Source organism: Cupriavidus sp. USMAHM13, from assembly GCF_001854285.1.
Classification (GTDB): domain Bacteria; phylum Pseudomonadota; class Gammaproteobacteria; order Burkholderiales; family Burkholderiaceae; genus Cupriavidus; species Cupriavidus malaysiensis.
In genome coordinates, this window is the sequence record NZ_CP017753.1 from 220277 (window position 1) to 241261 (window position 20985).

Annotated in this window: 15 protein-coding genes, 1 other RNA gene and 3 pseudogenes; 11 read left to right on the plus strand and 8 right to left on the minus strand. The window is 61.0% G+C overall.

Annotated features, from left to right (window positions below; all coding sequences use genetic code 11):
- Positions 1-22: 22 nt before the first annotated feature.
- Both BKK81_RS35010 and BKK81_RS36215 read right to left on the minus strand, forming a co-directional pair.
- Positions 23-313 (minus strand): ATP-binding cassette domain-containing protein, encoded by a 291-nt coding sequence (locus BKK81_RS35010; RefSeq protein ID WP_335582895.1) that lies wholly within the window; start codon positions 311-313, stop codon positions 23-25.
- A gap of 1649 nt (positions 314-1962) precedes the next feature.
- Positions 1963-2283 (minus strand): hypothetical protein, encoded by a 321-nt coding sequence (locus BKK81_RS36215; protein WP_071023302.1) that lies wholly within the window; start codon positions 2281-2283, stop codon positions 1963-1965.
- Here BKK81_RS36215 and BKK81_RS36685 point away from each other — a divergent pair.
- Positions 2272-2613 (plus strand): annotated as a pseudogene (locus BKK81_RS36685) (IS630 family transposase); the annotation flags it as partial. The gene BKK81_RS36215 and the pseudogene BKK81_RS36685 overlap by 12 nt on opposite strands.
- Positions 2614-2783: 170 nt before the next feature.
- Here the strand turns inward: BKK81_RS36685 and BKK81_RS33785 are convergent.
- The gene (locus BKK81_RS33785; RefSeq protein WP_231908272.1) at positions 2784-3467 is read right to left on the minus strand and encodes a phosphoribosyltransferase; all 684 of its coding nucleotides are present in this window, start codon (positions 3465-3467) and stop codon (positions 2784-2786) included.
- 366 nt (positions 3468-3833) lie between these two features.
- Between BKK81_RS33785 and BKK81_RS33790 the strand changes: the two genes are divergently transcribed.
- Both BKK81_RS33790 and ftsH read left to right on the plus strand, forming a co-directional pair.
- Positions 3834-4280, plus strand: a complete 447-nt coding sequence (locus tag BKK81_RS33790) for a universal stress protein (RefSeq protein WP_071023308.1) — start codon at positions 3834-3836, stop codon at positions 4278-4280.
- A gap of 36 nt (positions 4281-4316) precedes the next feature.
- The gene (gene ftsH, locus BKK81_RS33795; protein WP_071023312.1) at positions 4317-6263 is read left to right on the plus strand and encodes an ATP-dependent zinc metalloprotease FtsH; all 1947 of its coding nucleotides are present in this window, start codon (positions 4317-4319) and stop codon (positions 6261-6263) included.
- A 20-nt stretch (positions 6264-6283) separates the two neighbouring features.
- On the opposite strand, the gene BKK81_RS36805 is transcribed toward ftsH, so the two are convergent.
- A complete protein-coding gene (locus BKK81_RS36805) occupies positions 6284-6415 on the minus strand; it encodes a hypothetical protein (protein ID WP_257786976.1) in 132 nt (43 codons plus the stop codon).
- Between the two features lie 1639 nt (positions 6416-8054).
- Positions 8055-8393, minus strand: a complete 339-nt coding sequence (locus BKK81_RS33805; RefSeq protein ID WP_071023318.1) for a hypothetical protein — start codon at positions 8391-8393, stop codon at positions 8055-8057.
- Between the two features lie 361 nt (positions 8394-8754).
- On the opposite strand from BKK81_RS33805, the pseudogene BKK81_RS37190 reads away from it, so the two are divergent.
- A pseudogene (locus tag BKK81_RS37190) lies at positions 8755-9687 on the plus strand (hypothetical protein).
- A gap of 100 nt (positions 9688-9787) precedes the next feature.
- A pseudogene (locus tag BKK81_RS33815) lies at positions 9788-10808 on the plus strand (IS30 family transposase).
- 124 nt (positions 10809-10932) lie between these two features.
- Here the strand turns inward: BKK81_RS33815 and BKK81_RS33820 are convergent.
- Positions 10933-11175 (minus strand): hypothetical protein, encoded by a 243-nt coding sequence (locus BKK81_RS33820; protein ID WP_071023321.1) that lies wholly within the window; start codon positions 11173-11175, stop codon positions 10933-10935.
- A 1009-nt stretch (positions 11176-12184) separates the two neighbouring features.
- Between BKK81_RS33820 and BKK81_RS35900 the strand changes: the two genes are divergently transcribed.
- From BKK81_RS35900 to BKK81_RS35030, 3 genes are all read left to right on the plus strand, one after another.
- On the plus strand, positions 12185-12364 hold the full coding sequence (locus tag BKK81_RS35900) for a hypothetical protein (protein WP_156811595.1): 180 nt from the start codon (positions 12185-12187) through the stop codon (positions 12362-12364).
- Between the two features lie 80 nt (positions 12365-12444).
- Complete coding sequence (locus BKK81_RS33825) at positions 12445-13806, plus strand: nicotinate phosphoribosyltransferase (protein ID WP_071023323.1); 1362 nt, start codon at positions 12445-12447, stop codon at positions 13804-13806.
- 311 nt (positions 13807-14117) lie between these two features.
- Positions 14118-16604 (plus strand): ATP-binding protein, encoded by a 2487-nt coding sequence (locus BKK81_RS35030; protein ID WP_083384911.1) that lies wholly within the window; start codon positions 14118-14120, stop codon positions 16602-16604.
- Positions 16605-16626: 22 nt separating this feature from the next.
- On the opposite strand, the gene BKK81_RS37195 is transcribed toward BKK81_RS35030, so the two are convergent.
- On the minus strand, positions 16627-16842 hold the full coding sequence (locus tag BKK81_RS37195; RefSeq protein WP_442873425.1) for an Abi-alpha family protein: 216 nt from the start codon (positions 16840-16842) through the stop codon (positions 16627-16629).
- Positions 16843-17095: 253 nt separating this feature from the next.
- Here BKK81_RS37195 and BKK81_RS33840 point away from each other — a divergent pair, with 253 nt between their 5' ends.
- Entirely contained in the window at positions 17096-18070 is a 975-nt protein-coding gene (locus BKK81_RS33840) for an IS30 family transposase (RefSeq protein WP_071023330.1), read from the plus strand.
- A 268-nt stretch (positions 18071-18338) separates the two neighbouring features.
- Entirely contained in the window at positions 18339-18509 is a 171-nt protein-coding gene (locus BKK81_RS35905; RefSeq protein ID WP_156811596.1) for a hypothetical protein, read from the plus strand.
- Between the two features lie 1728 nt (positions 18510-20237).
- Here BKK81_RS35905 and BKK81_RS35910 read toward each other — a convergent pair.
- Positions 20238-20423 carry a hypothetical protein gene (locus tag BKK81_RS35910; protein WP_156811597.1) on the minus strand — a complete coding sequence of 62 codons (186 nt, stop codon included), beginning with the start codon at positions 20421-20423 and terminating at the stop codon, positions 20238-20240.
- Here BKK81_RS35910 and ssrA point away from each other — a divergent pair.
- Positions 20409-20726, plus strand: a transfer-messenger RNA (tmRNA) gene (ssrA, locus tag BKK81_RS33845). The genes BKK81_RS35910 and ssrA overlap by 15 nt on opposite strands.
- The last annotated feature ends 259 nt before the right edge of the window (positions 20727-20985 follow it).

The following is a 20985-nucleotide window of genomic DNA, read 5'->3' on the forward strand; positions in this document are numbered from 1 at the left end:
TCTCACTAGGCGATCTCCGGAGTCAGAGAGTTCGCAAAAATGGAGCGTTGCACGAATACGCTCCTCGTGCCATGTCATAGGGCATGGCGAGCACGAGAAGATTCTCGAACACCGTTAGGTCGCCGTCCGCCGATAGCGCCTGTTGCACATAGCGGATTGACCGTCTCACTTTCGGTGCCTGCTCGACAACATCGAATCCAGCCACCTTCGCGGTCCCCGAGGTAGGTTTCAACAGCGTTGTCAGCATCTTGATCACGGTCGTGTTGCCCGCGCCATTGCGCCCGAGTAAGCCGGGAACCTCGCTCTTGCTCATCAACAAACGGAAGGCGGCCACTGGGCATACGGAGCCAAGATGCCTGTCCAAGTGGTCGGCGTCGACGATGGGAGGGTTCCCTTGTCCCTGCACGCTCGTCCTTCACTCTGTGAAACGGCCACATCCATTCATGATTTCGGCGGCGGCAACGCTTGTGCGTCAACCGCTCGCCGCACCCTTCTGCGAAGACGATCCAATGAGATGCGAGGCATCGGTTGGCGTGCTTGCCAAAAGTAGGAGGCAGATGTACGTAGGAACCGCCTAACAATCATTGGACGGATGGTCGACTCTTCCATTTTGACAGTTCCTTTAAGTATTCTTTCCCCAAAATGGAGCTTGGCCGCGCTCGCGCGAGCCTGAGAAATCAGGCGTGCTGTCCTTTGCATCGGAGACGCAATGACCAAGCCTCGCGCATGGAGATCAGACATTCCTTACTGGGTTTCTCATTTCGGCGCTCTGGATTTCAGCCATTCTCGAAACCGCAGCGGTCAGCACACCATGCTTGAATCGCACATCGACCTTGTCGGCGTTGATACCACAGGGCAAAAGGAAGAATCGTCAAGGGAGCCTATCTCCCGCTTACGCTGCGAGTAGTCCTTGCGCCGCTCTCCCTGGTCCAACAAGGTTGCCTTTGGTCGGGTTCCTCTTGACGCGCTCGAACCAGATGTTTCTCTCAATCCATACCGCGATTCTTGCCCTGATCCCATAGCTATGCTCCGACTCGATGATGGCGAGAAAGCGACAAGAGACCGGCCGGATCGAACGGACCTAGCAGTCGGCCGATGTCGCGGTGCAAGCACGTTGGCGCGCCAGCGCTACAACCTCCGGATGCTTGAGCCCATCTTTTAACCTCGACTGCGGCGGCTTGGACGCGGAATCACTCATAACACTCGCTCCTGTTAGGCTACTGCAGAGATCATTATTGACTGCGATAATCGGCTCCCCTTGATTGACGTCAAGACATTGAGTGGCTGCAGTTCGACGGATGTGGCCGAGCGACGCATCGTCTGCTGACGTGCGGACGTCACCAGCACAAACATGACATGTCTCTCTTGACAATGCCGGCATGGCGGCTGTTCCCTGCGCAATTGGGCGCCGCCATCAGCTATCAGAGGCGAAAGACAGGTGGCGCAGCCTGCGACTTCTACCCTAGTTGCGTCTCCGCTTGTCAGAGGCCGATCTGGGTGATATCGCGCACATTGCGCATTGCACACTCAGGTGCTGTTGGCGCCGCCTTCGCGGGCCATTGCGCCTAGAGTTGGGGGGGCAGGCCGTATTTTTTGCATGCTCGCAGCGCTACGCGTGACCCCTGGTTGGCAACATCAGACAGCATTGGTGGCCAGCCCCGCTCGGGGACGACAGGTTGCCACATTTGGCACGGCACTAGCTCTGCTAAGGTTCGCCGCTGCCAGCGGCGCGTTGGGCAATGACATCAAAGAGCCCATGGCGATTGTGATCCTCCGCGGGCTTGCCACCTCCACTGCACTGAATCCGATTGTGCTTCCGACGCTTGCGTTGCGCTTTGCGCATTCTGTGTGGGACGCATCGGACGAAAGGGGGGCGGCCGCATTGTGACGGGAGACGAGTCGTGAATGCGCACTCGGCTGCTGTTGACGCGCAGCAGCCGGCCACGGAGCGGATTGGCCCCGCTACAAGACCACCGGTCCGTTGCTCAGCTCATTCTTGCCACCGTCTCGTGCCGAGAAGTGCTGCCGCAGATGGCGACTGATGGCCTCGATGCCGGCGATGACGCCGCGTTGGTACTCGCCGCATCGGAAGGTCGCTTCCATTTTTTTGCAGATACTCTCGCGCTCGGCGCAGTCGATCTTCGCATCAATGCCTCGATCCGCCAAGACATACGGAACTGCGCTGTGCTGGCGTGCTGTAAGCTGCGCCAACGCCAACGCCAACGCCAACGCCAACGCCAACGCCAACGCCAACGCCAACGCCAACGCCATCGCCATCGCCATCAGGAGTTTCTGTCATTTCTGCGAGAGACCGATCAGGCGGCACCCATGGAACTAGACGTCACTACATCGTCGACAACTTCGCCACGCAACGCCATTCGAGAGTCAATGCCGGGCTGATGCCCCACCCGCGTTGGCAGATGCACTTCATCCCGACCTACAGTTCCTGGTTTAACCAGCGTTAAGCAGTTGGTTCAATGTATCGACCACTTTGTAACCTCTTACAACGCGAACTGCGAGCCGTTCCGCTGGACTGCCACTGCCGATCCAATTGACTCAAATCTCGAAAAGCTGCATCGACTTTGCTTACGTATTAGTAGGACAGCACATTAGCAGGGAGCCACACAAGATGAAGCCGTTGGTGTGATCCGACCAGCGAGCGCCAGAAGGAAGCCGATGGTGTCACTCACGCCGCCGCGCTCAGCCGGCGCCTGCCCTTATGGGGAATCGGACCGGCTCTGTAGCCCGAACAGCAAGCATCAGCTCGGCGCGCGGTGGCCTGTCTAGCCGCCGTGGCGCGACGCCCGCTCCAGCAGCCTTGCCACCTGCGCATCGCTGACCTCCCGGAAGTCGGTGAAGTGCCCGGACAGTTCGACGCAGTCTCCCGCCGGCGCCGCCAGGCAGATCATTTCGTCGGCCAGCCCATGCAGCCTGGTCAGCCCAGCCGCCGCCGCGACCGGCACTGCGCAGACGAGGCGCGCCGGCCGCCGGGCGCGTACCGCCTCCAGCGCCGCGTACAGGGTCTCGCCGCTGAGCACGCCGTCGTCGACCAGGATCACGGTGCGCCCGCGCACCGGCAGGGCGCCGCGCGCCGGCGTGTAGGCAGCGCGCCGGTGCCGCAGCAGTTCGAGCTGACTGGTGCGCTCCTGCTCCAGGTAGGCGGCCTCCACACCGAGGCGGTCGGCGAAGGCGACGACATGGCTCCAGCCGAGTTCGTCGATCGTGCCCACGCTGGCCTCGCGCTCGACCGGCGCGCGCAGCCTCCGCGCCAGCACCACGTCCAGTTCCGCGCCCAGGGCATCCGCCACGGCGCGCCCGACAGCTGCGCCGCCACGCGGCACTGCGAGCACCAGGGCATGCGCGCCCCGGTAGGCGGCCAGTGCCTCCGCCAGGCAGCGGCCGGCGGCCGCGCGGTCCGCCCAGCGCGCCGCGCCGGATGCCGCCATCGTTGTCTGTGTCGCTGTCATCGCTGTCCTATCCTTGCCATGCGCAAACTTGCCCGCCGCCGCGCGCACGCGGCGAGCGCCGCCGGCACCGCGTCCGCCCTGGGCCTGGGCCTGTGCGGACGCAGCCAATCGGCGCCGGCGCAGCGCAGCGCACATCCGCGCCACCGGCCTTGCCGGCCCTGGCTGGCTTTCCGCTTCGCCACCATGGTTGTCCTCCAACGCGCGCCGCACACCGCCGCCCCGCCTTGCTTAGGCTAGGCGAGCGCCGTCCGCACAGCTTGACCCGGATCAAGCCGCCCGCGCGCGGTGCGCCTACGCTATGCGCATAGGGCAGTGCCGGGGCCGGCCGCTGCCGCGATCGGAGCCCCTGCGGCGCGGAGAGTCCTCATGTACCGACGCATCTTGCTCGCTATCGACGGCGGCGCCTGTGCCGCCATCGTGCTCGCCCATGCCATCGACCTGGCGCGCGCCAGCGGGGCAGAGTTGCGGCTGCTCCACGTGGCCGACGACAGCGACGTGTTCTTCGAGGGCAGCGACGGCGCGCACGCGGCGCAGGCGGGCAACGCCAGCACGCACGGACGGCACCTGCTGGCCGCCGCCGCCGCCCGCTGCGCGGAAGCCAGCGTGGCCAACACCACGCGCCTGCTGGAACGACCGGGCAACAGCGGGCAGGTCGCGGCCGCCATCGCCGCCGAAGCTGACGCCTGCAACGCCGACCTTGTGGTGCTAGGCACCCACAGCCGGCGCAGCCTCGGCGAACGGCTGCTGGGCAGCGTGCCGCACACCCTGCTGACGAAGACAAGCCGGCCGGTACTGCTGGTGCGGGCCGACTAGCGCCGCGCCGACGCCACCACGCTGGGGCATCGCCCGATGACACCGAAGGAGTCTCGCCAGCAGTTCTCCCTTTGGTACCTGGCCGCGGCCATGCTGGCCATGTTTGCGCTACAGGCCTATCTCTTCTCCGGCGAGGTGGAGACGCTGCCCTACAGCGACTTCAAGGCGCTGCTGCACGCCGGCAAGATCGAGGAAGTGTCGGTCGGCGAGCAGGTCATCAGCGGCACCTTCTCCACCGCCGGCATCGACGACGTGCTCGGCAAGGCGCGCGCCGAAGCCGCGCGCGGCCACGGCGACGGCCCGCGCGCCTTCAGCAGCGTGCGCGTGGCCGACCCGTCGCTGGTGCAGGAGCTGGAGGCCGCCCACGTGCGCTTCGCCGGCCAGGTGGACAACAAGCTGCTCGGCACCCTGCTCTCATGGGTACTGCCGGCGCTGATCTTCTTCGCCATCTGGAGCCTGCTGATCCGCCGCATCGGCGGCGCCGCCGGCGGGCTGATGGAGATCGGCAAGAGCAAGGCCAAGGTCTATATGCAGACCGAGACCGGCGTGACCTTCGCCGATGTCGCCGGCATCGACGAAGCCAAGCAGGAACTGGCGGAGATCGTCGACTTCCTCAAGGAGCCGGGCCGCTACCAGCGCCTGGGTGGCAAGATTCCTAAGGGCGTGCTGCTGCTCGGCGCGCCGGGCACCGGCAAGACGCTGCTGGCGCGGGCGGTGGCCGGCGAGGCCGGGGTGCCCTTCTTCAGCCTGAGCGGCGCCGACTTCGTCGAAATGTTCGTCGGTGTCGGCGCGGCACGCGTGCGCGACCTGTTCCAGCAGGCCGAGACGCGCGCGCCCTGCATCATCTTCATCGACGAACTCGACGCGCTGGGCAAGACCCGTGCCCTCAACGCGGTGGGCGGCAACGAGGAGCGCGAACAGACGCTCAACCAGCTGCTGGTGGAGATGGACGGCTTCGACACCGACAAGGGCGTCATCATCATGGCCGCCACCAACCGGCCGGAAATCCTCGACCCGGCGCTGCTGCGACCGGGTCGCTTCGATCGCCACATTGCGCTGGACCGGCCCGACCTGCGCGGTCGCGAGCAGATCCTCAAGGTGCATGCCAGGCGCGTGACCCTCGGCCCCGACGTCGAACTCGCCGCGCTGGCCGCGCGCACCCCCGGCTTCGTCGGCGCCGACCTCGCCAACCTGGTCAACGAGGCCGCGCTGCTGGCCGCGCGCGAGGGCAAGGCCGCGGTCTCGATGTCCGACTTCGACGCGGCGCTGGACCGCATCGTCGGCGGCCTGGAGCGCAAGAACCGCGTGATGAACGCGCTGGAAAAGGAAACCATCGCGTACCACGAGGCCGGCCATGCCATCGTGGCGGAGCTGCGCCCGCATGCCGACCGCGTCACCAAGATCTCCATCATCCCGCGCGGCATCGCCGCGCTCGGCTACACGCAGCAGACCCCGGCCGAGGACCGCTACCTGCTCAAGCGCAGCGAACTTCTCGACCGCCTCGACGTGCTGCTAGGCGGGCGCATCGCCGAGGAACTGGTGTTCGGCGACGTCTCCACCGGGGCGCAGGACGACCTGCAGCGCGCCAGCGACATGGCGCGGCGGATGATCACCCAGTTCGGCATGAACGAGGCGCTCGGTCTGGCCACCTACGAAAGCCCGCCCAATCCGCTGTTCGCCGGCAGTGGCTTGCCGCAGCACGAGCGCAAGGAGTACAGCGAACACACCGCGCAGCTGATCGATGCGCAGGTACGCAAGACGCTGGTCGAGGCCGGCCAGCGTGTGCGCGCCACGCTGGCCGGCCAGCGCGCCCGGCTCGACGCGCTGGCGCGGCTGCTGTTAGAACGCGAGGTAGTCGACCGCAACGATCTCGACCGTCTGCTGAGCGGCAAGGTGCTGCCGCTGCCGCCCGTGCGGCCGCAGGCGGACAGCACGCCCAGGCCCGCAGCGCCAAAGCCTGAGCCGGACCGGCAGCAGCCCTGAAGCTGCGCCGCGCGACTGCGCTACACCACGCCCTCGCGCCGCAGCGCCTCCAGTTCGGCCGCGTCCAGCCCGAGCGCGCCGTAGACCCCGGCGTTGTGCTGCCCACGCCCGGCCCGCTGCGCGCGGGCGCCGGCACGTGGCCGGAGAAACACGGCACCACGCAGGGCGCGGGAATGCTGCCGATGTCCGGGTCGGGCAGGCGCACGATGGCCTCGCGCCTGGAAATGCGCTTCGTCGACGATGTCCGAGATGGTGAAGATCTCGGTCCAGGTTGGCGGTGCGCAGCAGCTCGGGCCCACCGGGCGGTTCCGGCTTGGCCACCTGCGCGCCCATGTCTGCGCGCGCGAGGAAACGCACAGTTGGCGGGCTGCAGGAGCCGCTGGGGTGAACACATCAACAGAACGCTCACTATCTATGCGCGGCACAAGGAGGCCGTCCTCCTGCTTACCGAGAACGTGGAAGTGATGCTGGCAAATGCTGGAAAAGAAGACAAGAGTTTGGCGGCCCGCCCTGCCGTCGTGCGCTGCAGATCTGCCTGGCCGCGCCATTGCAGGCTGCAGGCGCAGCCCCCGCACAGGCTGAGGAGACCGGTCAGTCTCTGCGCGCATTTGGACCGCCTTGTGACAAAGGAGCACCGAATCGGCTGAGTAGCAGCGCGCACACCAGTCTATCTTTGCGAAGTTACTCGCACAAGGGGCTCCTACACGCACCTCCGACAGCGCATGGAGCGTCATGCGGAGCCTCGGGATATGCGAAGTGTGACGCGGCGCCGCCATGAATGGATTCGCCGCGACAAGCGCGTTGGTAAATGACGCGTTAGCCGCCGAAGAAAGGATCGCGTGTGCTACCCGCAACATGGTGGAAGCCAGCCTCCGGCTGGTAGTGTCGATCGCCAGGCGATACCAGCATCGCGGGCTGACTCTGGCGGACTGCCGGGGCATATCGATGTCAACCTACGACGAGTACGTCTGACGTCTAAAAGCATCCGTCAGCGCACCGGGCTGAAGGCCGTCCCGGCTCAAATCACTGGTAAGAGCGGACTGGACCAGCAGAAAGCCTCCGATTCACTCATGCTGCCTAACGAGCCACAGTCGCTCGATGCGCCAGTACCGCTGGGCGATATCGCGCTCGTGGAGATGTTCTGCAATCAAACGGCGCCGGCCCCATTCAGGGTGGCGACCGATAGTCGCGCGCGCTTGTGTCTCTACTATGCTTGCTGCGATGACGCCAATTGAAGCCAGTGCGTTGCGACACGTGTTCGACATTTGGGCCCCTGCCCCGATGGGCTGCGAGGAATTCGGCAGGCTCACTGGCATGTCCCAAGAAAAAATTCGGCGCACCGAAAGGCGGGCAATGGAGACGATGCGTGCATTGGGACAGGAAAATGGAGCGAGGATGCTTCTGGCAGAGAATACCTCGCCAAACCAAGGCACCGCGCCCTCCATCCGCTCTGAACCGGCCCAGTTGGCGGCACGCTGATCGCTTCCAAGAGATACCGCCTTGCCCCAGTCACGCGGATCGGCCTGCGGCCTGGAGTCGCAGTTTCGAAGCGGACCAACTGGCGCTCGACAAGAGCGCCAATTTTGGCGGGATCCAGGTCGCGATGATCAGTTGCGTCACTGAGAACCATCATGGCTGTGATCTCGCGGGGACTCAGCATCTCTTGTCTCCGGCAATATTTGACGGGGCATGCCTGCGGTACGCCGCGTCTGCCTGGCCTCAAACCTACAGCCTTCCTTCCGCGATCAGCGTGACACCGAGGGTCTCGGTGACCACCGTCGTCTGGCTATCCTAGTGAGCGTCGTCATAGAAATAAAGCACCACCCAATCCCCAGTACGCCCGAGCTCATAGGCGCGCATGGTGTCGGAATACAGCGCGGTGAAACTCCGGCCGTCCCGGGTCGCATGCAGCACTGGTAACAAAGTCTTTACTTCTGCGCTCAGATGCTTTGGCGCGATCGTCGGCTGCGCGAGGGCCCTCGCATTCTCGCGGTGCGCCAGCCGCGCGACGGGCTCACACTGGCCCCGTGGATTTGTCGCGTAGCCTATTGTGAACAAGTACTGGCCGGCCGCCGTCACCACTCCGTGCGGCACGGGCAGCCATGTCGACGAGCTGCTGCCATAGATCATTCCGAGCGACCGGCTAAGCCAGCTTAGCTGCTGCTGACGCAAACGCGGTGCTTACAAGATGCTTACACTGCAACTATCGACTGGGCGGAGGTTGCATGAATAGTTCGATCGGGCGCTGATCAATCGCGGCTCTCCGATCGTCGATGAATCTTGTGCTTGCTCAGACCGAGGCGTTCAAGGACGGCCGCATCCCCGTGGCCTCGGGCGCATCCAATCGACGCCCCGGGCATCCGCCGCGTGGTCCTATGGGAGTAGCGCATGATCGGCGCGCTACCGGCTGCGGGAATGGGAGCGTCACAGTGGGCCAAAATCAGATCCGTGCCTGTTGCGCGGCAACCTAGGCCAACGCAGGAGTAAGAGCATGGGCAGACCTCACGACTCCCCAACAGGCAACGGGCGGGCGCGAGTTTGGCGGCTAGTGATGCTGACGACTGTGCTGCGTATCCTGTGTCATAGCGCCGCCGTGCAGCCTGAGGACAGCATAACAAGCCTTCGCAAAAAATATCAAAGTCTGACACAGCAGCTCAGCCAAAACCAGTTTCACCGACCGCTTTACCTCGAATCACAGGAGTCGCCATCCGCGATCAATGGCAACATTTACGGTGTAGTCGACTATCCTTTTTCGGTGGTCAGCGGCTCGCTCAACGACAAGACTGAAGGTCCTGCCAACTGGTGCGACGTGCTGATCCTACACCTGAACATTAAGTACTGCAGCGCCTCAACTAGTAACAGTGGTATTGTTCTTGTGGTTAATATCGGTAAAAAAACAGAATAGTCGCTTTCTTCGTCTTATCGAGTGCAATTTAACTATCTCGCGACGTCAAACACGCCACATTATCTTCGGGTGGAACTTTCCGCCGTCAGAGGTCCGCTAAGCACAAAAGACTACCGGATTGTGGTGGAGGCGATCCCCTTGGCTGATAGCCGCACTTTTATTCATCTGACCTATGCGTACCGGTACGGCTTGGCGGGACACTTTGCAATGAACGCCTACCTCGCAACGATCGCGAGAGAAAAGGTTGGCTTTTCCGTTACTCGCGATCCGTCGACAAATGAAACGCGGTACATCGGCGGCGCCCGCGGTGTGGTAGAGCGCAACACCATGCGCTATTACCTTGCCATCGTCGCCTATCTTGGAGCGCTCTCCAGCCCGCCAAATGTCCGCCTCGACAAGCGCCTTACTGACTGGTTCAATGCAACCGAGCAGTACCCGCGGCAGTTGCACGAGGTGAACCGCGCCGACTACATGCAGATGAAGCATAATGAGTACCAACGTCAGCAGAAAGAAAAATAGTCTTTGCGTACAGTAGCGTTAATAGTCTGATCGACTATTTTTATGAGTGGCGGCCTCAAATCTGAAGTGCAACACCTTGCCATTCGGTAAGGTGTGATGAATGACGAGAACGAAATACCAACAACTACAACCCGAAGAACGCATGCGCATTGAGATTTGGAAGGCTGAAGATGACAGCCTGCGAGCCATGGCTCACAGGCTTGGTCGCGCGCCCTCGACACTGATGCGTGAGCTTCGTCGCAATGCCACCGCCCGTGGCAGCTATGGCGCAATGAGCGCGCAGGCCTGCCGTACCCAACGCCTCAAGGCCAGCCGTCTAACCCCTAAGCTTGCTCCAGATGGCGTGCTGTGGGGCGTGGTGCGCCACTTCCTCGATCAGAAGTGGTCGCCCCAGGAAATCTCCGCTACGCTCAAGCGAGCCTTTCCTGACCAACCCGACCTCAACGTGTCCCACGCGACCATCTACAACGCCATCTATGCCTATCCGCGAGGTAAGCTGCGCCGCCAACTCATCGCCTGCTTGCGACAAGGCCACACCAAGCGCCTGCCGCGCTCGCGCGGCACCGACCGGCGCGGCCAGATTCCCGACATGGTCAGCATTCACGTGCGCCCGCCCGAGGTCAACGACCGGCTCATGCCCGGGCACTGGGAGGGCGACCTCATCAAGGGAGCGGGCAACCAATCGGCCGTAGGCGTACTGGTCGAGCGCATGAGCCGCGCCGTGCTGCTGGTCAAGATGCCAGACGCCACCGCTGCATCGGCTCTGGCCGGCTTTACCGCGAAGCTGCAATCCTTGGTGGCGCCACTGCGCCAGACCCTGACTTATGACCAGGGCCGAGAGATGGCCCGGCACGCCGAACTAAGCGCCGCCACTGGCGTGCGCGTGTACTTCTGCGACCCGCATAGCCCCCCGGCAGCGCGGCACCTGCGAGAACACCAACGGCCTGCTGCGCCAGTACTTACCCAAGGGCACCGACCTGTCCGTCCACTCGCAGGAAGAACTTGACACCATCGCCGACAGCCTCAACGGCCGGCCGCGCAAAACCCTGAACTGGCACTCCCCGCTACAAGTCCTCGCGCAGGTTCTGGCCAATCCCACGGACCGGCTTCCTGTTCAATAACTGAGGGGTGTTGCACTTCGCACTTGAAACCGCCCAGGCTCAATCGTTTCCGGGACGGACAACTCGATATGGAAGCCTTTGTAGAAGCGGTGTCGGGTGAGCATTTCTGCCTCCAGTAATGCCACTACTTGAGGTCGTATTCGCGCATGACCTCCCTGGTCACCGCCATTGCGGCGGGCAGACATGCCGCAGCCATCCCGGGGAAGCTATTGATGGACCAGTTGCATCCGCCATTTGACGCAGGGTCGGTTCGAGCCGGAAGGGGAACAGTGCAGTCACGGCAGGCGTCACCAAGATCGGCGTTCTCCTGCAGCCGCCGCTGAATCTCGTTGCGGATCTGCTCTGCACTAGCAATGTTCTTGATCATTTGAATTTCTCCTACGTGGTGGGGTTGGGAACTACAGTGGCGACCTGCCATCCTCGGCTGGAGATCAAATCGCCTGTGAAAAGACGGTCTCCTAGTTCGCGCTCAGGCAGATGTGCTCGGCAAGCTGGTGCCGATTCGACCAGAGGGATGACTGCTTCAAGTCCCATCGACGTGCAGTATGTGTGGGCCGTCTGTGCCATGGAGCCCCCTGCGGTGAAACTCTCCTCAGCTTCGAGACATTCAGCAGGTAGCGATGGTTCTCTACCGGGGCCATACCGACGGGGCCTTAGTAGCCCTCCAGGCTGCGCACACCGCCGCAGCGGGGTTGCAAACAGTGAAGAACGGGATCGTAGTGGTGCAGGTCGGATAGCTGGGCCGCGTTGACGCCGCCGGCGCTTTCGCCGTGAGGAGCCGATGCGGTGTGCCCGGCTCCCTGCAAACTAATGACGCGAGTGGATATCCAGAACAGCTCGCTGACCTGGGGGCAAGCAGCGAAATGTGGTCGTAGAATTCGCGTGCGCTCCTGCATTGCCACAAGCCTCCGATCGCGGGAGGATCCGGCGTCCCGTCAGGACCGGGCAGCGCGATGGCTCGTTCGCTGGTACCTACAGCTGATCGCGGCGATGCTCCTTGCGTTTGATACTGGAGACGTTTCAGGTCATTCATCATCGACTCGGACAAGTAGTTCCAAAAGGCGGCATATATTTCACCTACTCTCCATTCAATGAATGTAGGCGCTGCAGCTTGCGCTCAATTGCGTTTGGTCAAACCTCAGTGTCCCTTATGCCAGGTCGAGTCGTGTGTCATGGCAACCGGTCAAGGCCTGCGGCCAGAACAGCGTGCACGCCGAACGGCAAGATCACATACTCACGCTGTGCCGCCGCCAGAGGATCGCGCGTAAGCACTTGCCGCGCCAGTACCGCGAGATCGGCATCGCAAAAGTACTTGCGGACCTGCGCGCGTGCGTCCGTACACGCGCAGGATATTTACAGTGGGATCGTATTCGGCAATGAAGAAGGAAGAAGGGCGCGCCATGTCGGCACGCCGGTGCCGCGGAAAGCACTCCGCTGATGCCGGAGAGAAATGTTGCATCGGCAATCATCGGGAGGCCTGGATCAAGGTCGCCCAGGATGCAAATCAGCGCCTCAAACTTGCGCGGTGTCAAATTACTCAACTGCTCGACCGCTAAGGTGAACGAAAAGAGCGGGCGCGGCGACGAGCGCAGGAAATGCGCTGTTTCGAGCGTCCTCGCATTAGGAGCACTGCAATATGCACAACGATGACATTGCCACGAGCCCCCTGCTTACGGACATGTACGAACTGACGATGATGCAGGCATATTTCGATAGAGGCATGAACGAGACGGCCTGCTTCGAGTTCTTCGTACGCAAACTGCCGCTGGGGCGAAATTTCCTCGTTGCCGCCGGCCTGGAGCAGGTTCTCACGTACCTCGAATCCTTGCGCTTCAGTCGCGGCGACCTCGACCAACTCGCCTGCGATGGCCGCTTCAGCGATGCTTTCATGCATTCTCTGGAAAACCTTCGCTTTACCGGCGATGTACACGCCGCGCCGGAAGGCACAGTGTTCTTTTCGGATGAACCCATCCTACGAATTACCGCGCCCTTACCTGAAGCGCAGCTTGTGGAAAGCCGGGTAATGAACCTCATGCACTACGAATCCCTTGTGGCAAGCAAAGCTGTCAGAGTTGCGTTGGTTGCGCCCGGGCGGCTTCTAGTCGACTTCGGTCTGCGCCGAGCCCACGGCGCGGAGGCTGGCATGCTGTCGGCGCGTGCGTCCTACTTGGCGGGTTTCACCGGCACCGCCACGATGCTGGCTGGGATACGCTATGGGATTCCCGTGTACGGCACGATGGCACACTCTTACGTGCAAGCATGCACGAGCGAGGAGGTTGCGTTCGAGGCATTCGCCAGGTCGCAGCCGAACAATGCCACGCTCCTGATCGACACCTACGACACCGAGGCTGCTGCGCGGAAAGTGGCAGCTCTCGCACTCCGGCTGCGCCCCGAAGGCATCGTGGTAAAGGCAGTCCGTATTGATAGCGGAGATCTGGGCGAGCATGCGCGCCGGGTCCGCGCCATCCTCAATGGCGCCGGCTTGACGGAGATCGACATCTTTGCCAGCGGCAACCTGGATGAGTATCGTGTGCGTGACCTGCTGGCTGAAGGGGCCCCTATCGACGGCTTCGGCGTGGGCACACGGATGAACACATCCGCTGACGCGCCTTATTTCGATTGCGCTTACAAGCTAACGGAGTATGCAGGCTTGCCGCGACGCAAACGCTCAGAGGGAAAGGCGACTTGGCCTGGACGCAAGCAGTGGTATCGTCGCTATGATGCCTCCGGCATCGCATGCGGCGATACTCTGACAATAGAATGCGACTGTCAGGACGGTACACCGCTCATGCAACCAGTCATGGTAGGGGGCAAGCGGCTTGGACCCGCTGAAGGGCTGCTTGCAGCCCGAGCTCGCACGGTAGCACAAGTGGCCGCCTTGCCCGCCGCGCTGCGCACGCTCGATCCGGCACCTCCGTATCCAATAACGGTGAGCGTAGCGCTAATGGAGTTGGCGCACTCTGCCGATGAGCTCGCTGGACAGCCCAGACCAAGCTAGGCAGGATGCGCTGACCCGTCACACCACAAGGGATATGGATTCTGCTTGAGGCGAATTGAACCAACTCCCAGAGTTAGCCATGTCCTCGCGCTGCAAGTGGCGATATGGCCTCGAGTCGGCGGCTGATTCATCGAAAGATGCGTCGGAAAGACTGAATTGCTGCTCGCATTCGCTCAAGGGCCTTCTGGCCTCCCGGATCGCCAACTCGCGTATGAAGCCCTCCATGCGGCAGGCGGTGCGACTAGGTCGCACGGCGTGAGCACATAGCCTAATCTGAAGCCCAGCTTCCACTAGCAGCATTGTGTGATTCGATGACAAAAATACCTGAACTCGGTCCGGATGTGCTCTACACGGCATGCGATCCATCATCCCTTGGGTTCACGACGACCGAGGAAGTGGCGGAATTCGATCCAGCATTGATTCACCCGCGGGCCGTCAACGCCATGTTCCTGGGCCTGCAGATGGACAAGCCAGGCTACAACGTGTTTGTGCTTGGCGATTCTGGCAGCGGGCGCCACGCGATTGTGCGTCGCCTGCTCGAACAAGTCGCTCAGGCTGGGCCACCGCCTAAAGACTGGTGCTACGTCTACGACTTTTCGGCGCCAACCCGCGCGCGCTTGTTGCAGCTTCCCTGTGGGAGGGGAATCCAGTTGCGCAACGACATGCAAGATTTTGCCGGCGAGATTGGACCAGCTATTGCTTCCGCGTTCGAAAGCAATCGATATCAAGAACGCGTCGAAGCGCTTCAGGCGGACGAAAAGCGGCGAGAGGAAGCGGCGTTGGTCCAGCTTGGTGAGGCTTCTCGCGGGGAGAGCATTGCATTGATGCGCACGCCGCAAGGCTTGATCTTCGCACCGCTGAAGGATAGCGAGGAAACCCTCACAGAGGATGAATTCGCGAAATTGCCCGAAGAAAGGCAGCGGATTCTTCGGGCGAAGGTCAACGAGTATTACGAGAAACTCCAGCGTCTCACGTATGAGTTTCCCCGCTGGCGCCGAAACACACGCAAAGCAATAAAGAAGGTCAGCAGCGAGGCGCTGCGCCTCACTGTGGGTCACCTGATCGCAGAAATCAAGCCTGCCTATGCTGACCTGCCAGCCGTGCTGGAGTATTTCGACACTATTTTGCAGGACGTGATCGAGACTGGTGAGTCCTTGCACGAGTCGCATAAATCGGACGATGACACGGAGATTTTATCAATTTCTGGCGGCATCTCAGTACAACGATTTATGGTCAATTTGCTCGTTGAGAATCCAACGAGCGGCGCGCGACCAATTGTTCAGGAATGTAACCCCACTCTTGGCAACTTGGTAGGACGCGTCGATCATCGTGTTCATATGGGGACCATGCTCTGCGATTTCATGCTGATCAAGGCTGGCGCGTTGCACCGCGCAAATGGGGGCTTCTTGTTGCTCGATGCGTTGGACGTACTGAGTCGGCCTCAGGCTTGGGAAGGACTCAAACGGGCCCTGCGCGCCGGCGAAATTCGCACCGAATCGCTTGCTGATGTGATCGGATTGAATAGCGTGGAGCAACTTCAGCCAGAGCCTGTGCCGCTTGATATCAAAGTGATCTTGGTCGGGGAGCGACAAACGTATTACCTACTGGCCGACCTTGACCCCGACTTTGGGTCGCTATTCAAGATCAATGCAGATCTGGAAAGCGAAATCAATCGCACGGCGAAATCGAGTGCAGATTTCGCAAAACTAATTGCAGCGTTAGCGCGTGCGGACCATCTTCGCCCCCTTTCGGCACCGGCAGTTGCCCGCATGATCGAGCATGCGTCACGTCTAGCGGGTGACGCGCAAAAGCTCAGCACACTAACGCTTCCATTGTGCAACATCTTGCAAGAGTCAGATTATATGGCCGCGGAAGTAGGCGCTTCGAGAATCGAACGTACGCACGTCGAAGCGGCCTTGATGGAGCACAGGCGACGCAATCAGCGCGTCGAAGAGGCTTATCGCGAGCAGATCCTTCGCGGCCAATTGCTGATCGACACCAGCGGCGAACACATCGGCCAAGTCAATGGGCTTGCCTTGATCGCGCTTGGCGAAGGTACGTTTTCCCATCCTGTCCGGATCACGGCCACAGCACGCATGGGAGAAGGTGAGATCGTCGATATCGAGCGCGAAGTGGAGCTTGGAGGGCCAATTCATTCCAAGGGCGTCTTGATCCTGTCGTCTTTCCTGGCGGCCCGGTTCGGCTGGGCAATGCCCCTCTCATTGCGCGCAACATTGGTATTCGAGCAGTCCTATAGCGAGGTGGAAGGTGACAGCGCTTCGCTAGCAGAACTCGCCGGCCTGCTTTCAGCGCTGTCCGGCATCCCCATTCGTCAAGCCATAGCAGTTAGCGGCTCGGTCAATCAGTTCGGTGTGGTGCAGCCGGTAGGTGGGATCAACGAGAAGGTCCAGGGGTTCTTTGAGGTCTGTGCAGCGAGGGGGCTCTCCGGGGACCAAGGTGTCTTGCTTCCCGCCGCCAACGTCTGCCATCTGATGCTGCCTGAGAATGTAGTGGCAGCCGTTCGCGAGGGGCGCTTCCATCTCTGGGCTGTCAAGGCAATTGACGAGGCAATGGAGCTTCTGACGGGAGTCACAGCCGGCGAGCCAGACGCAAGTGGCGAGATTCCACAGGGAACAGTCAATTACCAGGTGGCGATACGGTTGGCAGAGCTGGCCGAACTGTGGCAGAACATTGCTGGAGCATCGCCAGGCTCGCGACCCAGAAGGCGGAATTCCCGGCAACATAGTCCCGAACAAGCGCCGGAACGGCATTTTATCCGGCCTTGGATGCGCCGATGAAATTTTGCGCTTCAGTCAGTCATTATAAGTCACGCTGATTTACGATTGGAGCGGTTAAGGGGTCAAGCTCGCGATCAGGGTTCGTCGCATTCACGAGAAATCTTGCCCAGCGATCTTGGAGACTGTTGTCATCCTCAAGCGTGACCGCCGCCTGGAGGAGCGGTACAGCCACTTTCATTGCCAGAGGTACGACCGCCTCGATCTTCGCCTCCGCGCGAATCTCTTCTGCGCGGTGAATTAACCTAGCCTGTCACTCCCACCGCATATGGAGCGCAGCTTGTCCTCTATCATACCGGTGACTTGCTCGAGCGACCCGGAAACAAAGCGCGCCAAATACGAGCCTAGCTCGCGTGTTGGCATATTGTATCAACGACCTTCCCTGTAGCCTGGGTCACCTCTTAATCTCTAGCTTCAAGTGCAACACCTTGAATCAAGTAGGGTGTGCGATAAGGAAGTACAAGCATCTGAGCGCGGAGGAACGCGCGGTCATCATGATCGAACAGCGGAAAGGCAGTTGCACAAGGGCCATCGCGCGCCTGCTCGGGCGAAGCGCCTCGACCGTTTCGCGCGAACTGACGCGCAACGGCGATATGTCCGCGCTGCCCTATGATGCAACGCAGGCGGCATCGGCATACCGCGTTCGTCGTCAAGGTTGCGGCCGTCGGCGCAAGCTGCTTGCCGGCAGTACGTTGTATCAACATGTGCATGACCGGCTGGTCTATTGGCGCTGGTCGCCGCAGCAGATTGCTGCAAGACTTCGTCGTATGCATCCCGATGACCCCGATCAACGTGTCAGCCACGAAACGATATACGCCGCGATATACGCTCACCCGCGCGGTGGACTCAAGCAAGCGATGGTAGAAGCCTTGCGCCAGGAAAAGCCCGTGCGCGATGTCCGGCGTACCACGCTTGCCGGCGGAGGATTTGTGCCCGAGGCGCTGCGCATCGTTCACCGGCCCGAAGAGATTGCGTTGCGGCAGTTGCCGGGCCATTGGGAAGGCGACCTCATCAAAGGTGCGTTCAACCGTTCGGCGGTGGGCACGTTGGTTGAGCGCAAGACGCGCTTCGTGGTGCTGTGTCGCATGGACGGCTGCACGGCCCAAGATGCCCTGGAGGGCTTCACACGGCAAATGAAGAAGCTGTCGGCCTTTCTGCGCGAGAGTCTGACCTACGATCGCGGAACGGAAATGACCTGCCATGTCGAGCTCTCCCGGCGATTGAATCTCGATATCTGGTTTGCTGATCCGCATGCGCCTTGGCAGCGCGGCAGCAACGAGAACACCAACGGTTTGCTGCGCCAGTTTCTGCCCAAGGGCATAGACCTATCGGCAGTGACGCAGACCCAGCTCAATGACATCGCTAAATTGCTCAACGGCCGACCTCGTCAGACCCTCGGGTGGGATACGCTTGAAGAAGCAATGGCCAAGGAGCTGGAGCTCAATGGATTTGCTAAGCGTTGCACTTGACTCTTGAGACCGCCCCTCCTGTGCAGCCAAGGCTGCATCAAAGGCATCGCTCAAGGCATTCCCTCCATGCCCTAACATTACACTTTTACTTGATCGCTTACACGCGAACTTCGACAATCCGGCGCGGCAGTATACAGTATACATGTATAGAGTACACTGAAACGAAGCCACTACTAGCCGCTTATCGAGACCGCCATTCAGGACGCCCTATCGCCTATCGTCGCTCGTCACCACGCTGCCGGGCACTTGTCGGATTGAGGCCGAGGTTATGTTCGAGGTGGCCGCCACTGGGAAAGTGGCGCCGACGATGCTCGCCGTGCTGAAGTCGTCGCCCTTCATGTCATTTCCAAGGGACGACAGCGTGGCCGACTTGAGCAAGCACGATGTCCTGCCGATCAGCTTCGTCCTGACAGCACAGGCATGGAACGAGCTCCACTGAAGTGTTGCTATGCCCGCTTTCCTTGCCACCTCCGGTTTTCCTCGAGGCCGACTACCTTCCAGATGACCGGGAGGAGATCGCACTGCCCGGCTCCACCGTCATGGGCCACAACGGCGCGGTGAGCGTGCGGGGGCATCGAGGCGCGCCACCTGCAGAAGTTCGGCGGGACGCTGGATGCGCTTTCCCTCGAAGCCGAGCATCACGGCTACCGCATCGTCGCGCCGTCACTGGGCGGCACTCTCACAGCCAAGTTTCCGACCAGTTAGAGGCCTCCTGTGTCGTTCTAGAACAGTTTCAAGTTTTAGGGATCACCATGGAAGTCTCTGGAGACTGGAGGCGGCGGGTCGTCGCCAATGTTCAGACATTCTGCTCGGCGTGCCCAGTCAACCGACATCACCATGGGCACGTGGGCAATTGGCGCCATGACCGTCCACCAAAAATATACATGCGAGGACTGCCTCTATGAGTTCACCGCCATCTTTGCCCTAGTCGGCTGCTATGTCGGCTATGAGCCTGATGGCTGACTGCCGACGATGGTCTGCAGGTCAACCCCTCTGTCGCATCGCAGCGTCAGGGGATTTCCCGCATTCAAGCGACCGCTTGACGCAAGCCAGAATTGCTCTGGGCTCGTTCGCAACGCCCGTCTTATTGGGCCCTCGGCTGAGCCAGCGAGGGCCCTTTTCTCACCTGCGGGCAATGAGCCGAAGCGGATACGGCGACCATGAATAATCCGCAGCATCACCCGTTCAAGGGTCGAATTGCCTGCGGCTGCCACGTAGAATTGAACGCGGTCGCGCCCGTGGGTGCGACCTATTCCCAGTCTTTTCGCCCTCCGGCAGGCGGAGGGCATTTTTTTCATTACCGCGCACGAAATATATCAGTGCGCATGGACGCATAGCCTCCTCCCGATTCCAAGTCTTGAATCCTTACACACCCTTCGTTTGCAGGGGGAATTTGTGACAGATCTCTTTTTTATCCTGCCATCGGATCTTCGAATCAGGGGCCGCCTTCGCTGCGCCCAAGCTATCCGGGAAGGGCGCTTTCTTTTTTGGGTGACTGGCCGTCGATCACGATGAGGCTTGGGCAACAACGAGTCTTTCGGGCACAATCCAACTGCGAATGCCTCCCTGGGTGCGCAATCCATAACTTGGCCTCGCTGATGAGCGGACTGCTCTTTTCTGACATTCCGCGGACGTCCGCGTCCTGGCCAACCCACCAGAGCACTTCGACAAGCACTTCGAGTGTGTTCGCGCTCACGTGCGCAGACATCGTTGCACTGTGCACCATGATCTCTCGCCTAGAATGTGTAGGTATCAGTGCATGGCGGACAAGAAGGGCACACTATGCTGGATTCCAACGAGTGGAGACGCCGCGTCCTCGCTAAATCTACAGTCTGCTGCCCAGCATGCCATTCAGAAGAAGCCACGATGGGATCCTGTGCAATCGGCGTCATGTCGGTCCACCAGGAATACACATGCGGGCAATGTCTGCATGAGTTCACGGTACTCTTTGGTCTCTTGGGTTACTACTCCGGACATGGGCCTGCTAGCGCTGAGTTGAGCGTTCGGTAACTCCCGCCGCCTTCATGAGGCGGTGCAGTCTCATCTGAAATGGCGACTCTGTGGTACCCGCCGGCTAGCGTGCATCCTTTGACCTGTCACCCTTGGGCCAGGCTTTCACTTTCGCCGCGCGGTCCGATCTCCGCGACTGCGCGATGTACAACTGGCATCAGGTTCGCAACAATTTCACTTCGCGAAGACGATTGCGCCCGGTAATCAGCTCAAACAATATGCAAGCCATAGCCCGCTGATCGAGAAGCCCGGCAACGAAGCAGATGGCACGTTCCAGCTGACGCGAGTAGATCGGGGCATGGTTAAGATGAAACATACAAGCGGCACCCTTGAGAATTTCCATTGACCCACCATATGGGAACCATGGTTGTCATTCCGGCAAGCCTATGCCGTTCTGGACAGGGGTTCGAGTCCCCTCACCTCCACCTAAGCGTGGCGCAAGACGCGGCGCACTTAGGTGGGGGTGTATCGGTTTCGACAGGGCGCGCAAAGGGGCGCAGGCAACTCGTCAGGCGATCGACGCAAATGAAGCAAATCCATAAACGCCAACGATAAGCGTTTCGCACTGGCCGCCTAAGACCAACGCCGAGGCCGCTGAAGCCTTGTAACAGAAGACAGCCGGTGGGGACTTCGGTCTCCATCGTCATTTCGAGATGCAGGGGTCGAGAGATGGCGTAGCAATCCAGACGTCAACCGGACGAGACGAACGTCGCGGCTTGCTCATATCACCATCAGGAGAGCAAGGAGGAACTAGCCTAACCAACTCGAGCGATTGCGCCCTTCGCTGTTCGGAGTTTTCGCAACGTCACTTGTTGCACACTCCTTGCCGATTCGGATCGCGGAGGGCTGCGGCCTTAAGGCCGCGAATCCCCCCACAGACCGGGCAGACAGCAGGCGGGGCTCCT